The 14,830-nt window shown below is 71.4% G+C and carries 13 protein-coding genes, 2 tRNA genes and 1 pseudogene; 10 read left to right on the top strand and 6 right to left on the bottom strand.

Features of this window, described 5'->3' with window-relative positions; genetic code table 11:
- Window positions 1–69 precede the first annotated feature (69 nt).
- The 6 genes from gyrB to ABD774_RS12650 all read left to right on the top strand — a co-directional run bounded on the left by gyrB (window position 70) and on the right by ABD774_RS12650 (window position 5,906).
- On the top strand, window positions 70–2,073 hold the full coding sequence (gene gyrB / locus ABD774_RS12675) for a DNA topoisomerase (ATP-hydrolyzing) subunit B (RefSeq protein WP_345041939.1): 2,004 nt from the start codon (window positions 70–72) through the stop codon (window positions 2,071–2,073).
- A 135-nt stretch (window positions 2,074–2,208) separates the two neighbouring features.
- On the top strand, window positions 2,209–4,821 hold the full coding sequence (gyrA, locus tag ABD774_RS12670; RefSeq protein WP_345041936.1) for a DNA gyrase subunit A: 2,613 nt from the start codon (window positions 2,209–2,211) through the stop codon (window positions 4,819–4,821).
- Window positions 4,818–5,414 (top strand): DUF3566 domain-containing protein, encoded by a 597-nt coding sequence (locus ABD774_RS12665; protein WP_345041707.1) that lies wholly within the window; start codon window positions 4,818–4,820, stop codon window positions 5,412–5,414. The genes gyrA and ABD774_RS12665 overlap by 4 nt, the downstream gene beginning before the upstream one ends.
- Before the next feature lie 126 nt (window positions 5,415–5,540).
- Window positions 5,541–5,614, top strand: a tRNA-Ile gene (locus ABD774_RS12660).
- A gap of 48 nt (window positions 5,615–5,662) precedes the next feature.
- Entirely contained in the window at window positions 5,663–5,806 is a 144-nt protein-coding gene (locus tag ABD774_RS12655; protein WP_345041705.1) for a DLW-39 family protein, read from the top strand.
- A gap of 27 nt (window positions 5,807–5,833) precedes the next feature.
- Window positions 5,834–5,906: transfer RNA gene (locus tag ABD774_RS12650), tRNA-Ala, on the top strand.
- 114 nt (window positions 5,907–6,020) lie between these two features.
- Here ABD774_RS12650 and ABD774_RS21855 read toward each other — a convergent pair.
- The 3 genes and pseudogenes from ABD774_RS21855 to ABD774_RS12640 all read right to left on the bottom strand — a co-directional run.
- Window positions 6,021–6,190 (bottom strand): annotated as a pseudogene (locus tag ABD774_RS21855) (dihydrofolate reductase family protein); the annotation flags it as partial.
- A 7-nt stretch (window positions 6,191–6,197) separates the two neighbouring features.
- Complete coding sequence (locus tag ABD774_RS12645) at window positions 6,198–6,587, bottom strand: iron chaperone (protein WP_345041934.1); 390 nt, start codon at window positions 6,585–6,587, stop codon at window positions 6,198–6,200.
- A gap of 342 nt (window positions 6,588–6,929) precedes the next feature.
- On the bottom strand, window positions 6,930–7,754 hold the full coding sequence (locus tag ABD774_RS12640) for a hypothetical protein (protein WP_345041702.1): 825 nt from the start codon (window positions 7,752–7,754) through the stop codon (window positions 6,930–6,932).
- A 244-nt stretch (window positions 7,755–7,998) separates the two neighbouring features.
- On the opposite strand from ABD774_RS12640, the gene ABD774_RS12635 reads away from it, so the two are divergent.
- A complete protein-coding gene (locus ABD774_RS12635; RefSeq protein WP_345041700.1) occupies window positions 7,999–8,520 on the top strand; it encodes a peptidylprolyl isomerase in 522 nt (173 codons plus the stop codon).
- 4 nt (window positions 8,521–8,524) lie between these two features.
- A complete protein-coding gene (locus ABD774_RS12630; RefSeq protein ID WP_345041697.1) occupies window positions 8,525–9,382 on the top strand; it encodes a rhomboid family intramembrane serine protease in 858 nt (285 codons plus the stop codon).
- Window positions 9,383–10,511: 1,129 nt separating this feature from the next.
- Here the strand turns inward: ABD774_RS12630 and ABD774_RS12625 are convergent.
- Window positions 10,512–10,763, bottom strand: coding sequence for a cell division protein CrgA (locus ABD774_RS12625; protein WP_345041695.1), 252 nt, complete (start codon window positions 10,761–10,763; stop codon window positions 10,512–10,514).
- A 170-nt stretch (window positions 10,764–10,933) separates the two neighbouring features.
- Between ABD774_RS12625 and ABD774_RS12620 the strand changes: the two genes are divergently transcribed.
- Together ABD774_RS12620 and ABD774_RS12615 are read left to right on the top strand one after the other, a co-directional pair.
- Window positions 10,934–11,713, top strand: a complete 780-nt coding sequence (locus ABD774_RS12620; protein ID WP_345041693.1) for a DUF881 domain-containing protein — start codon at window positions 10,934–10,936, stop codon at window positions 11,711–11,713.
- 100 nt (window positions 11,714–11,813) lie between these two features.
- A complete protein-coding gene (locus ABD774_RS12615) occupies window positions 11,814–12,434 on the top strand; it encodes an aminodeoxychorismate/anthranilate synthase component II (protein WP_345041691.1) in 621 nt (206 codons plus the stop codon).
- A 117-nt stretch (window positions 12,435–12,551) separates the two neighbouring features.
- On the opposite strand, the gene pknB is transcribed toward ABD774_RS12615, so the two are convergent.
- The gene (gene pknB, locus ABD774_RS12610; protein WP_425554540.1) at window positions 12,552–14,405 is read right to left on the bottom strand and encodes a Stk1 family PASTA domain-containing Ser/Thr kinase; all 1,854 of its coding nucleotides are present in this window, start codon (window positions 14,403–14,405) and stop codon (window positions 12,552–12,554) included.
- Window positions 14,405–14,830 (bottom strand): hypothetical protein (locus tag ABD774_RS12605; protein WP_345041685.1); only part of this gene is annotated, 426 nt, incomplete at its 5' end. The genes pknB and ABD774_RS12605, both read right to left, overlap by 1 nt.

Below are 14,830 nucleotides of genomic sequence, written 5' to 3'. Positions count from 1 at the left end.
AACGTCGTGACCGAGAGCGCGCCCGAGGCACCGGCCGCACCCGAGGCACCGGAGCACAACCCCGGCACCGTGCCGGTGACCCAGGAGTACGGCGCCAGCAACATCACCGTCCTCGAGGGTCTCGAGGCGGTGCGCAAGCGGCCCGGCATGTACATCGGCTCCACCGGCGAGCGCGGCCTGCACCACCTGGTCTACGAGGTCGTGGACAACTCCGTCGACGAGGCGCTGGCGGGCTACTGCGACCACATCGGGGTCACCCTCCTCGCCGACGGCGGGGTCAAGGTGGTCGACAACGGCCGCGGCATCCCGGTCGACATCGTCGAGTCCGAGGGCAAGCCGGCCGTCGAGGTCGTCCTGACGATCCTGCACGCCGGCGGCAAGTTCGGCGGCGGCGGGTACGCCGTCTCCGGCGGTCTGCACGGCGTGGGCGTCTCCGTGGTCAACGCGCTCTCCCACCGCCTCCAGGTGGAGGTCAGGCGCCAGGGCTTCGCCTGGCGGATGGGCTTCGTCGACGGCGTGCCCACCGGCCCGCTCGTCAAGGGGGACCCGACCGAGGAGACCGGCACGTCGGTCACCTTCTGGGCCAACGGTGACATCTTCGAGACCACCGACTACAGCTTCGAGACGCTGCGCGCCCGGTTCCAGCAGATGGCCTTCCTCAACAAGGGCCTGCGCATCACCCTGACCGACGAGCGCTCCGGCGTCACCGGCGAGGGCGACGAGATCACGGGCGACGCCGCCGGCCCGGGCGACGACGCGCGCACCGGGCACCGCGAGGTCTCCTACATGTACGAGGGCGGCCTGCGCGACTACGTCAAGCACCTGAACTCGACGAAGAAGGTCGAGCTGGTCCACCCGGACGTCATCTCCCTCGAGGCCGAGGACCGCGAGCGGCGCATCTCCGTGGAGATCGCGATGCAGTGGACCAACGGGTACTCCGAGGCGGTGCACACCTACGCCAACACCATCAACACCACCGAGGGCGGCACCCACGAGGAGGGCTTCCGCGCCGCGCTGACCTCGCTGATGAACAAGTACGCCCGCGACAAGGGCATGCTGAAGGAGAAGGACGAGAACCTCACGGGTGACGACATCCGCGAGGGCCTGACCGCCGTCATCTCCGTCAAGCTCGGCGAGCCGCAGTTCGAGGGCCAGACGAAGACGAAGCTCGGCAACACCGAGGCCCGGACCTTCGTCCAGACCCAGCTCTACTCCCACCTCGGTGACTGGCTCGACCGCCACCCGAACGAGGCGAAGGACATCTTCCGCAAGTCCCAGCAGGCGGCGGCCGCCCGCATGGCGGCCCGCAAGGCCCGCGAGGCCACCCGCCGCAAGGGCCTGCTCGAGTCCAACTCGATGCCGGGCAAGCTCAAGGACTGCTCCAGCCGCGACGCGCGGGTCTCGGAGATCTTCATCGTCGAGGGTGACTCGGCCGGCGGCTCGGCCGTGCAGGGCCGGGACCCCGAGACGCAGGCGATCCTGCCCCTGCGCGGGAAGATCCTCAACGTCGAGAAGGCGCGCCTCGACCGCGCCCTCGGCAACCAGGAGATCCAGGCGCTGATCACCGCGTTCGGCACCGGCATCGGCGAGGACTTCGACGTCGCGAAGCTGCGGTACTACAAGATCGTGCTCATGGCCGACGCCGACGTCGACGGCCAGCACATCACCACACTGCTGCTGACCCTGCTGTTCCGGTACATGAGGCCGCTGGTCGAGAACGGGCACGTCTACCTCGCCCAGCCCCCGCTGTACCGCCTCAAGTGGTCCAACTCGCCGCACCAGTACGTGTACTCCGACAAGGAGAAGGACGCGTTCCTGGCGGAGGGCGCACGCGCCGGCAAGCGACTGCCCAAGGAGAGCGGCATCCAGCGCTACAAGGGTCTGGGCGAGATGAACGACCAGGAGCTGTGGGAGACCACGATGAACCCGGACACCCGCACGCTTCGCCAGGTCACCATCGACGACGCGGCCGCCGCCGACGAGATGTTCTCCATCCTCATGGGCGAGGACGTCGAGTCGCGCCGCGGCTTCATCCAGCGCAACGCGCACGACGTGCGCTTCCTGGACATCTAGCCACCCCTGCCTGACCCGGGGCCGCCACGACCGCCCCGGACGTGACCGACGAGGACGAGAAGGACACCAGTGACCCAGCCACCCGAGGACCAGGGCCCCACCGAGCAGCCGGAGGGCACCGAGGACCAGGTCGCCGTGCGCGACCGCATCGAGCAGGTGGACCTGCAGCTGGAGATGCAGCGCTCCTACCTGGACTACGCGATGTCCGTCATCGTCTCGCGCGCCCTGCCGGACGTGCGCGACGGCCTCAAGCCGGTCCACCGGCGCGTGCTCTACGCGATGTACGACGGCGGCTACCGCCCCGACTCCAGCTTCTCCAAGTGCTCGCGCGTGGTCGGGGAGGTCATGGGGCAGTACCACCCCCACGGCGACACCTCCATCTACGACGCCCTGGTGCGGCTGGTCCAGCCGTGGTCGATGCGCTACCCGCTCGTCGCCGGGCAGGGGAACTTCGGCTCGCCCGGCGACCTGGGCGCCGCGGCCCCCCGGTACACCGAGTGCAAGATGGCGCCGCTCGCCCTGGAGATGGTGCGCGACATCGACTCCGACACCGTCGACTTCCAGGACAACTACGACGGCCGCAACCAGGAGCCGGTGGTCCTGCCGTCCCGGTTCCCCAACCTCCTCGTCAACGGCTCCGAGGGCATCGCCGTCGGCATGGCCACCCGGATCCCGCCGCACAACCTGCGCGAGGTCGCCGACGGCGTGAAGTGGTTCCTCGAGCACCCCGAGGCCACCAAGGAAGAGCTCCTCGGCGAGCTCATGCTGCGGATCAAGGGCCCCGACTTCCCGACCGGCGCGACCATCCTGGGCCGGCGGGGCATCGAGGAGATGTACCGCACCGGCCGCGGGTCGATCACCCAGCGGGCCGTGGTCACGGTCGAGGAGATCCAGGGCCGCCAGTGCCTCGTGGTCTCCGAGCTGCCGTACCAGGTCAACCCCGACCGGCTCTCGCAGAAGATCGTCGACGGCGTCAAGGACGGCCGGATCACCGGCGTCGCCGACATCCGCGACGAGTCCTCGGGCCGTAACGGGCAGAAGCTCGTCATCGTCCTCAAGCGCGACGCCGTCGCCAAGGTCGTGCTGAACAACCTGTACAAGCACACCCAGCTGCAGGACAACTTCCCGGCGAACATGCTCGCCCTGGTCGACGGCGTGCCGCGCACCCTGAGCCTGGACGGCTTCGTCCGGCACTGGGTCAACCACCAGATCGACGTCATCGTCCGGCGCACCCGTTTCCTGCTGCGCAAGGCCGAGGAGCGCATCCACATCCTGCGCGGTCTCCTCAAGGCGCTGGACGCCCTGGACGAGGTGATCGCGCTGATCCGGCGCTCCCCGACCGTGGAGGAGGCCCGCACCGGCCTGATGGAGCTCCTCGAGATCGACGAGATCCAGTCCGAGGCCATCCTGACGATGCAGCTACGGCGTCTCGCCGCCCTCGAGCGCCAGAAGATCCTCGAGCAGCACGAGGAGGAGGAGGCGAAGATCCGGAACTTCAAGACCATCCTCGCCTCGCCCGAGCGGCAGCGCGAGATCGTCGGCGAGGAGCTCGCCGCGACGGTCGAGAAGTACGGCGACGACCGCCGCACGACGATCGTGCCCTTCGACGGGGAGATGTCCATCGAGGACCTCATCCCGGAGGAGGACATCGTCGTCACCATCACGCGTGGCGGCTACGCCAAGCGCACGCGCACGGACAACTACCGCTCCCAGCGCCGCGGCGGCAAGGGCGTCAAGGGCGCGCAGCTGCGCGAGGACGACCTCGTCGAGCACTTCGGCGTCACCACCACGCACCACTGGCTGCTGTTCTTCACCAACCTCGGCCGGGTCTACCGGGCGAAGGGGTACGAACTCCCCGAGGGCGGCCGCGACTCCAAGGGCCAGCACGTGGCCAACCTGCTCGCCTTCCAGCCCGGCGAGAGCATCGCCCAGGTGGTGGCGCTGCGGGACTACGACCAGGCCGAGTACCTCGTCCTGGCCACCCAGCGCGGCCTGGTGAAGAAGACGCGCCTGCAGGAGTACAACACCAACCGCACCGGCGGCGTCATCGGCATCAACCTGCGCGAGGACGAGGACGGCAACCCCGACCGCGTGATCGCCGCGCGGCTCGTCAACCCCGACGACGACCTCCTCCTGGTCTCCCGGAAGGGCCAGTCGCTGCGCTTCACCGCCACCGACGAGGCGCTGCGGCCCATGGGTCGGGCGACCTCCGGCGTGACCGGCATGAAGTTCCGTGACGGCGACGAGCTGCTCGCGATGGACGTCCTGCGCGACTGGTACGAGAACTCCGCGCTCTTCGTGGTCACCGAGGGCGGCTTCGCCAAGCGCACGTCGGTGTCCGAGTACCGCGTCCAGGGCCGCGGCGGCCTGGGCATCAAGGTCGCCAACCTCGTGGAGGCCCGCGGGGACCTCGTGGGCGCGCTCCTGACCGCGCCCGACGACGAGGTGATGGTCATCATGGAGAGCGGCAAGATCGTCCGGTCCGCCGTCGCCGAGGTCAACCTCACCGGCCGGAACACCCAGGGCGTCACCTTCGCCCGTCCCGACAAGGGCGACCGGATCATCGCCGTCGCCCGCAACGTCCAGCGCGACGTTGACGCCGAGGTCGGGGTCGAGGGCACCCCCGCCACCGGGGAGACCGCGGCCTCCGGCGACACCGCCGTGACGGGGTCGACGCCGGAGGACGCCGACGGGGTAGCGTCGTCCCCTGAGGAAGCGGCCGGCGCCACTGACGGAGGAGACGCATGAGCACCACCAGCCCGGGGCGGGACGGCATGACCCCGCCGCCCCCGCCGTCTCCCGACGACGACCTCTCCCGCACGCAGACGCTCCGGCGCAGCGTCGCCGACCGGTTCGCCGGCCCGGCACAGCGGGAAGGGGCACCGGCCGACCGCCCCGCGGTCTCGCCCACGTCCGCCGAGTCACCCGGGGAGGCCTCGCGTCCCGGCGGCGCCGCACGGCCGGCACGGCCGGTCGCCGGGGGCCCGCGCCGGGTGCGGCTGTCGATCTCGCGGATCGATCCCTGGTCGGCGATGAAGCTGTCGTTCCTGCTGTCGGTGGCGCTCGGCATCATGATCGTCGTCGCCGCCGCGCTGGTCTGGTTCGTGCTCGACTCGATGCACGTCTTCGCCGACATCGAGGACCTGCTCGTGTCGATCGGCTCGGAGAGCTTCCTGCAGCTGATGGACTACGTGAAGTTCGACCGAGTGATGTCCTTCGCCACGATCGTCGGCGTGGTGGACATCCTGCTGCTGACCGCGCTCGGGACGATCGGCGCCTTCCTGTACAACATCGTGGCCGCGCTCGTGGGCGGGCTGCACATGACGCTGACGGACGACTGACCTGGCGCCCGTGAATCTCGTCACCTGGCCGCCTGCCGGTTTGGGACGAGGGCGGGCGCTGGGATAGTCTTGCACGCGCGCACAGCGCACGCCCCCGAGGACCTTCCGGTCCTGACGGGTCGGCGGGGGCCTATAGCTCAGTCGGTTAGAGCGCTTCCCTGATAAGGAAGAGGTCGCTGGTTCGAGTCCAGCTAGGCCCACCCCGCACCGCCCCTGCGGGCCCCGAGGGGCATCACAGGAGGTACGACGTGAAGAAGGCACTGCTGCTGGCCACCGCCGCGATCACGGGTTACGTCGCCTGGATCAAGGTGCGGCAGGACCGCGAGGAGCGGGACCTGTGGGCGGAGGTCACCGACAGCTTCGGCGAGCAGCCCCCCCAGGTGACCGGGTAGTTTCCATCCGCGCCCCACGGGGTGCGCGGGGCCATGGCGCAATTGGTAGCGCACCTGCTTTGCAAGCAGGGGGTTACGGGTTCGAGTCCCGTTGGCTCCACCGCAGTCGTGAGGCCCTTCCCCGTCCGGGGAGGGGCCTCACGCGTTCGGTGGTCGCACCGCCCAGGACGCCGACGTCACCCTCCCAGGCGGCGTCGCGCCCGGCGCAGCACCTCTCCGCCCGGTTCTCGTCGGGGGCCGGAACGCCCAGGCGTGCAGCCTTGCGCCGGTGCCGTCACCACCGTCGTCGCCGAAGGGTCGATCCTCGGTCTGGTTGTGACCCGCCGAGTACCCGTCGACGGTGATCGTGATGTCGCAGGTCACGCTGCCCACGAGTCCCTCCAGCCCCCTTTCAGCTCATCGCGGCCCGCACGAGCTCGAGGACCTTCTTCTCCACCGCCGGGGTCCAGCTCTGGATCGCGTACGACACCGGCCACATGTCGCCGTCGTCGATCTTCGCGGCGTCCTGGAAACCGAGGGTCGCGTACCGGTAGCCGAACTTGCCGGCGTCCTGGAAGAAGACGACGACCTTGCCGTCGGCGTTCGCGTAAGCGGGCATCCCGTACCAGGTCTTCGGCGACAGCTCGGGGGCGGCCTCGGTCACCGCCATGTGCACGCGCTCGGCGAGCGCGCGGTCGGTCGGCGCCATCTCCGCGATCCGGTCGAGAACGGCCTGCAGGCCGTCGGCCCTCTTGGCGCCCTTGCGCCCCTCCGCGCGCAGCTCCGCCGCGCGCTCCTTCATCGCGGCGCGCTCCTCGGCGCTGAAGCCGTCCGGCGCGTTCCTGGCAGTCTCCGCGGTCACGTGCGCTCCCTTCCCTCGCTGGTGCGGCCCGGTTCGGCGGGCGCTGTGACGACGGTAGGGCTCGGCCACGGCCCGGCGCTTCTCGATTCCTGACCGGATCGTCGGAGCCAGCGCGCGGGTGGTCGCCCGGGGCGGCGTCGGGCCCCCCGGGACCACCGCCGCACACCGCCGCACGGCCGTCGCACGGACGTGCCGACGACAACGAAGCGACGACGACGAACGCGGCCTCCGAGGAGGCCGCGTCCGTGTGCTGGGGCCGGTGTCCGGCGAAGGATCCGCGGATCAGGGGGCGGGGGTGGTCCCGCTCGGGCCCTCGTCCTCGACCTTGTGCTCCTGGCCCGGCCGCGCCGTGTCAGTCTCCCAGGTCTGGCCGGGCTTGGCGCCGGAGGAGTCTGCCGCGCCCGCGAGCTTCTCCTTGGCCTCGCCGACCTTCTCCTTCACCGTCGAGGCGGCGCCGCCGGCGGTCCCGGAGTCCGTCGAGGTCGTGGAGGCGGCCGGCGAGGTCACCGTGGTGTCCTCCCAGTACTCCTCCGCCCACGGGTCGTCGACCGGCTGGCTGCGCCGCCACAGCAGGTAGCCCGTGCCGGCGGCCGCCGTGCCCACCAGCACCCAGCCGAGGGTCTTGCCGAAGCCGTGGCTCTTCTGGGGCGGCTCGGCGAGGGCCTTGCGAGCCGCCCGGCCGGCCTTGCTCGCCTTGCCGGAGAGACCTTCACCCGCAGCAGCGGCGTCCGCAGCGTCGTGCATCGCCTTCTGCACGCGCGGCAGGTAGTCGTCCACGATGCGCTCGTAAGCGTTGTCGACGGCGGGGCGCACCCGCTCGGTCGCATGCTCCACCTTGGGTGCGGTCGCCTTGACGGTCTCGCGCCACGCCTTGTCCACCTTCGGCCCGGCCCAGGCGGCCGCGGCCTCCACGCGGGGGGTCGCCCAGTCCTTGCTGAGCTCGGCGAGGTGGGCCGCCTGCTCCCGCGCGACGGCAGCCTGCTTGGCCGCCTGCGCGGCCTGCACCTGCGCGACGGCTCCCAGTGCCGCGGCCTGCTTGCGCAACCGTTCGGCGTCGAACTTGTGCTCCGGCTCTACCACCACGATTGCCTTGCGCTTGCGCAACATGTGCTCTCCCTGGTCGTCTCGAGGACAAATCCCTGCGGCGGCGCGCACCGACCGGTGACGCGCTCCACTGCGATCCATCTTGCACTCTCTTGGTCGAACGCGCCCAGGCTTGCATGGTTCCACGGCACGTGGCGACGGTGCACGGTCGGGAGTGGGGACCGGCTCCTGGGTCGGAGGTCCCTCCCCGACGGCGGAGGACGGACCCCCCGTGCCGCCAGGGGGCGGGCCGTGCGAGGATCGGGGCATGGAAGCCACTCTGCACACCTCGGCGGGCGACATCACCGTCGAGCTCTACCCGAACCACGCGCCGAAGACGGTCAAGAACTTCACCGAGCTGGCCACGGGCGCTCGGACGTGGACCGACCCGGCCACCGGCGAGGAGACCAACCGCCCGCTGTACGACGGCTCGATCTTCCACCGCGTGATCCCCAACTTCATGATCCAGGGCGGCGACCCGCTCGGTAACGGGACCGGCGGCCCGGGCTACCAGTTCGACGACGAGATTCACCCCGAGCTCAACTTCACCGAGCCCTACGTGCTCGCGATGGCGAACGCCGGCAAGCGCATGGGCCGCGGCACCAACGGCTCGCAGTTCTTCATCACGACTGCCCCGACCACCTGGCTGCAGGGCAAGCACACCATCTTCGGCAAGGTGGTCGACCAGGCCTCCCGCGCCGTCGTGGACAAGATCGGCAGCACCGCCACCGGGTCCATGGACCGTCCGGTGGAGGAGATCACCATCAACTCGGTGACCGTCACCGAGTAGTCGCATGACGGAGCACGCTCACGGGCAGATCGGCACCCCGCAGGTGCCGGTCTGCCCCCGTCACCCCGACCGCGTCTCCTACGTGCGGTGCCAACGATGCGGGCGCCCGGCTTGCCCGGAGTGCCAGCGGCCCGCGGCCGTCGGGATCCAGTGCGTCGACTGCGTCAACGAGGCGCGGGCGAGGGTGCCCGCGACGCGCACCGTGCTCGGTGGACGCGCCCGCGGCGGACGGCCCGTCGTCACGATCACCCTCATCGCGCTGTGCGTGGTGGCATACCTCGCCCAGCGCGTGCCGGGCCTGACGGTCACCGGCAGCTTCATCTTCATGCCCGCCCTCGGTGTGCAGGAGCCGTACCGGTTCCTCACCTCCGCGTTCCTCCACGGCGGCACCCTCCACCTCGCCCTCAACATGTACGCCCTGTGGATCGTGGGATCGGTCCTGGAGCCTGCGCTGGGGCGTTGGCGTTTTACTGCCCTGTACCTGCTCTCCGCGGTCGGAGGGTCGGTTGCGGTGCTGCTGCTGGCGAACCCGGCCGGCCCGTCCTGGAGCACCTCCGTCGTCGGCGCCTCGGGCGCGGTGTTCGGGCTCTTCGCGGCGATCTTCATCGTCATGCGGAAGTTCGGCCGGGACGCAACGCAGATCCTCATCCTCATCGCCCTGAACTTCGTCCTCGGGTTCGTCTTCGCCGGCATCTCGTGGCAGTCCCACCTGGGCGGGGCGCTCACCGGGGCCCTCCTCGCGCTGGCGTACGCGCACGCGCCACGGAACCGGCGGACGCTCGTCGGGGTCGTCGCCACGGTGTTTGTCGCCGCCCTCCTCGTGGCGCTCGTGGTCGCGCGCTACGCCCCGCTGCTGGGCTGAACCCGGAGCCGCACTGGCGGCCTGGCCGAACCAGCGGCCTCACCTGGCGGCCTGGCTGCGCTGCAGCCTCACCTGGCCCACTGGCTGAACCTGCAGCCGCACCGGGCTGAGGGGTGTGGTCGGTTCGAGGCAACGGCACGATCTCCGTCTCTCAGGTTACCGACGGCTGCCCGTCGACGTGTGGGTGGGCCGGGCCCCGGCCTCCAACTTCACCGGCCTCTAGCTGCAGGGCCCTCGAGCCTCATGGCCTCACGTGGCTCCCGACGACAGTTTCCTCGCGCCGTCATGATCCCTACGGGACCCACCTCCGGGGCGAGGAAGCCGCTGCCCTCCCGTTATCCCCCGCTGTGGCCTGCCCGTCCACAGTCGCGCGCCGCACGGGAACGCGTTTCCACATGCAGGGGTGTGGAGATGTGCGCAACGGATTCACACGCTGTGCGGCGCCAACCTGTGCCTCGTGGGCGGACGCCGGAGCTTTCCCGAACACGGGGCGAGGACCGCAACGACGCGGATCGTGGCGCACATGACCACACGTGCGGAGGAAACTTACAACCATGTAGTTCTCCACATGGTTCTGCACACTTGTGGATGGGTGCGTGGAGGTTTTCCACAGTTGTACACACAGCGGTGGAAACTTACACAGGTGTGATTATCCCCAGGTGGGGGTAAGTCTGTGGGTACACGAGTTCGACTAGTGTCCGGGTCGTTTCAGAGTGGGGCCGAGGGGCCTCGACGGCGGGGCGTGGCCGCCGCGGTGGACGAGCAGACCACCACAGACAACAGCGCCCGCGCGGGACGCTACGGATGCCCTACGGGCATGCGCCGACGAGAGAGGCGCCCCAGCCCGAGGGGGCGCCGGCGCGAGCCGACGCGCGTCGCCGTCGCCACGGCCGGCAGAGGAAAGGACGCGGGCCTGACGGGTGGAGGGCCGTCTGAGCGGGCTCTAGTGGATACGAGCTGGTAGGCCTCGACGTCGTCCGGGGGCCCGGCCTGTCCTTCGCGGCCCGCCCTGTCGTTCGCCGCCCGGCCCTGTCGTTTGCGGCTGCCCGGGTGCCGCAGCGCTACGGAGCCGGCCGTGCGGCGTCGGCCGTGCGGCGCCGGGGATGGAACCGGCGGGGAGAGCGCCGCGTCAGCGCCAGCGCAGGGTCATGAAGAAGCCCACGATCATGACCGAGAAGCCGATGGCCAGGTTCCAGTTCCCCAGGCCCGGAACGGGCAGGTTGCCCTTGGTCAGGTAGGTGAGGACGACGCAGACGAGCCCGATCACCATGAGCGTGACCATGGTCGGCGCCCACCAGCGGGGGCTGACGGCCGGGACGGCCGCCGGACGGGGCTCGTGCCCCTTCTCGGTGGCCTTCTTGCGCTTCTTGGACTCGGGCATGCTGCTACTCCTCACGAGCGCTCCACCAGGGAGGCCCACGTGCCTGTGCCCGAGGTCCGGGCACGAAGTCGGGGCGCGACCCCGCGGGCCGTGCCGATCACCTACCGTAGTCTCGCACGCGAAGGACGCGGCTCACCGACGCCTGCGCGTCGGCCGGGGAGGAGGAACTGGTGGACGGTCCCCCCACGGCCAGCACGCCGGGCCCGGACGGTGCGGCGCACGACGGTGACCGTCCCGGTCGTCTGTCGCGCCTCTCCGTCGGCACCGGCGTCGTCGGCCTCCTGGCGGGCCTGCTCTTCGCGGCGAACGCGTCGGTCTTCGCGGGGACCGAGGCGCGCCAGCCCCAGGACCTCCAGGGCCTGGCGCGGGCGGAATCAGAGCGCCTCGAGCGTCTCGAGAAGGAGAACGCCGACCTGCGGGCCGACATCGCCCCCTTCCTCCGGGACGGGACCGACACCCCCACGGACGGCACCGGACCGGACGGCGACGCGGAGCTGTCCGCACTCGCGCTCCAGGAGGTGCACGGCCCCGGCGTCGAGGTGCAGCTCTGGGACGCGCCGCAGAACGGTGCGCAGGAGGGTTTCGCACCGGACGACCTGGTGGTCCACCAGCAGGACCTCGAGGCGGTGATGAACGCGTTGTGGGCCGGCGGTGCCGAGGCGATGAGCGTCCAGGGGCACCGGGTCGTCTCCACCACCGGGGTGCGCTGCGTCGGGAACGTGCTGCACATCGCCGGCCGCACGTACTCGCCGCCCTACGTCATCGAGGCCGTCGGCGGCCCCGACCAGCTCGTCTCCTCCCTCGAGTCCTCACCCGGGGTGTCCGTCTACCTGCAGTACGTCGACGCCGTCGGTCTGGGCTGGTCGATGACAACCCGGTCCGAGCTGGAGCTCCCGCCCTACTCCGGCACGATGAGCCTGCAGTACGCAGACGTGCTCGAGGACGCATGAGACGCGGACGGGCCGTGACCTGGCCGGCCGGTCGTGGTAGGCCTGTGGTGCGGCCCTCCAGGGCCCGGCACTCAGCATCAAGCACCGTGGGAGCGCAGTGATGTCCCGGATCCTCGTCGTCGACAACTACGACAGCTTCGTCTACACGATCGTCGGCTACCTGCAGCAGCTCGGCGCGGAGACCACCGTGGTGCGCAACGACGCCGTGCCCGGCACTCTCGACGGTTACGACGGCGTGCTGGTCTCGCCGGGGCCAGGGACCCCGAAGGAGGCGGGCGCCTCGATGGAGATCATCCAGGCCTGCGCCGAGCGGGCGCTGCCGATGCTCGGCGTGTGCCTCGGCCACCAGGCCCTCGGTGAGGTCTACGGCGGCGTCGTCACCCACGCACCTGAACTGATGCACGGCAAGACCTCCGAGGTCACCCACCGCGGAGCGGGCGTGTTCGCGGGCCTGGACACCCCGTTCACGGCCACGCGCTACCACTCCCTCGCCGTCGTGCGTGAGACGGTGCCCGAGGAGCTCGAGATCACCGCCGAGACGGCGAACGGCATCGTCATGGGCCTGCAGCACCGGAGCCTGCCGCTGCACGGCGTCCAGTTCCACCCCGAGGCCGTGCTCACGGAGGGCGGGCACCGGCTGCTCGCCAACTGGCTGGCCGTCACCGGCGACGACGGCGCGGTCGCCCGGTCGCAGGGCCTCGCGCCGCTCGTGCGGCGCTGAGCAGCGTCCGGCGCTGAGCCCTACCTCCGGCGCTGAGCCCTACCTCCGGCGCTGAGCCATCCCGTCCGCCGGGCCGACTGAGGTGCAGAGCTCCCGCCCGCCGGCGGGCGAGCGGGGTCAGCCGTCGTTGCCCTGGCCGCCGCCGTCGGTCGGCTGACCGTCCGTCGGCGCCTCCGTCTGGTCCTGGGTCGGCTCCTCGGTGGGGGGCTCCGTCGTCGGCTCGGGGCTGGGCTCGGGCGCGGCGACGGCGACCGTGAGGGTGATGGTCGTGCCGCGCTCGACGACGCCGGCCGGGTGGGACTGGCTGATCACCGTGCCCGCCGGGGCGTCCGCGGACTCCTCCTGGGTGATGCGCGCGTTCAGGTCCAGCCCGGCGAGCGCGGCGGAGGCCTCCTCCTCGGTCTTGCCGGTCAGGTCGGGCAGGTCGGCGAGGTTGCTGGCCACCGTCAGGTTCACCCGCGAGCCGGGGGCCGCCGAGTCCCCGGCGGCCGGATCCGTCGCGACGACGTCGCCGGCCGCGGCCGACGGGTCATTCACCTCCGTCACGGAGCCCGACGTCAGGCCGGCGCCCTCGAGCGCGCTGGCCGCCTGGTCCTGGGTCATGCCGACGACGTTCGGCACCTCGACCGCCTCCGGGCCCGAGGAGAACGCGATCTCGACGGTCTGGCCCACCTCGATCTCCGTGCCGGCCGGCGGGTCGGACTCGACGAACAGCCCGGCCTCGACGGTGTCGGACGGGACGTCGTCGACGATGCTGGCCACGAGCCCGACGTCCTCGAGCTCCTGGCGGGCGCCGACCTGGTCCAGGCCGGTCATGTCCGGCACCTGAACCATCTCGGGCGGCGGCGGCTCGTTGTTCGCCGGGTTCATCACGAGAGCGACGATGCCGACGGCGGCGGCGACACCCAGCAGCGCGAGGAGCCACACCCACCAGCGGGACCGCCGGGGCGGCTCCTCGTCGGCCGGGGCCGGCGCGCCGGCGCGCGTCGCCGTCGTCGTGGCGCTCATGGTCCGGGTCGCCTCGGCGGCGGCCAGCGGGGTCGTGACGGCGGTGGCGCCCGCGGCCGCCCCGGCCGCGCCCCACACCGCGGTGGCCGGCGCCTCGACGCGGCCCCCGCGCACGGCGGCGAGCAGATCCGCGCGCATGTGGGCGGCGTCGGAGTAGCGGTCGTTGCGGTCCTTGGCCAGCGCCTTGAGGACCACGCGGTCGAGGACCTCGGGGATGTCCGGAGCGACGCTGGAGGGCGTCTTCGGGGTCTCGCCGACGTGCTGGTAGGCGACGGCGAGGGCCGAGTCGCCGGTGAACGGAGGCTGGCCGGTGAGCAGCTCGTAGAGCAGGCAGCCGGTGGAGTACAGGTCCGAGCGCGCGTCGACCACCTCGCCGCGAGCCTGCTCCGGGGAGAGGTACTGGGCGGTGCCGACGACGGCGTGTGTCTGGGTCATCGTGGCCGCGGAGTCCGTCATGGCGCGGGCGATGCCGAAGTCCATCACCTTCACCTGACCCGTGGGGGTCAGCATGATGTTCCCGGGCTTGATGTCCCGGTGGACGATGCCCTCGCGGTGGGAGTACTCCAGTGCCGAGAGCACGCCGACGACGATCTCGACGGCCTCCTCGATCGGCACGGGGTCCCCGCCGGAGACGAGGCTGCGGACGGTGTGGCCCTCGACGTACTCCATCACGATGAACGGCACGGTGATGTGCTGGCCGCTCGGGGTGGCGACCTGCTCCTCACCGGTGTCGTAGACGGCAACGATGGAGGGGTGGTTCAGCGCGGCGGAGGACTGCGCCTCGCGGCGGAAGCGGGCCTGGAACGTCGCGTCGCGGGCGAGGTCCGACCGCAGCACCTTGATCGCGACGGTGCGCGAGAGGCGGTTGTCGTAGCCGATGTGCACCTCGGCCATGCCGCCGCGCCCGATCAGCTCGCCGACCTCGTAACGCCCCGCAAGCACCCGCGGGATCTCGTCCACCACTAGTCGTCCTTCACTGAGATCGGGGAATAGGGAACCGCCGGTCCTCCGGCGGCGGAGCTGTCGGCGCCGCCCAGACTACCGAGGGCGGCTGCGAGCAGGATCGTGAGCACGAGCAGGACGACGGCCATCGCCCCCAGCCAGAGCCGGTCCGACGCCAGCTCGGCCCAGGTGGGGAGCCGCCAGCGGGAGGCGCGCCGAGGCATGACGCCCTGCAGCAGGAGCGTGCGGGCGTTGCTCCTGCCAGGGGCCCGGAGCTCCCGGCGGGTCCGGCCCGCCGGGGCATCGTGGCCGGTGGCGCGGGGGCGCACGGTGGCGGGGGCGGTCGTGCCGGCGCGGGGCCGCACGGTGGCGGGGACGGTCGGTGCTGCGGGAGCGGCCGCCGCGGGCGGGTGGTGGGCGGCCGGGCGAGGGGCGGCCGGCGCGGC

The sequence above is a fragment of the Georgenia daeguensis genome (genome assembly GCF_039537705.1).
Taxonomy (GTDB): Bacteria; Actinomycetota; Actinomycetes; order Actinomycetales; family Actinomycetaceae; genus Georgenia; species Georgenia daeguensis.
The sequence above is the reverse complement of the archived record's forward strand: the minus strand, read 5'-3'. Positions and strand labels throughout refer to the sequence as shown.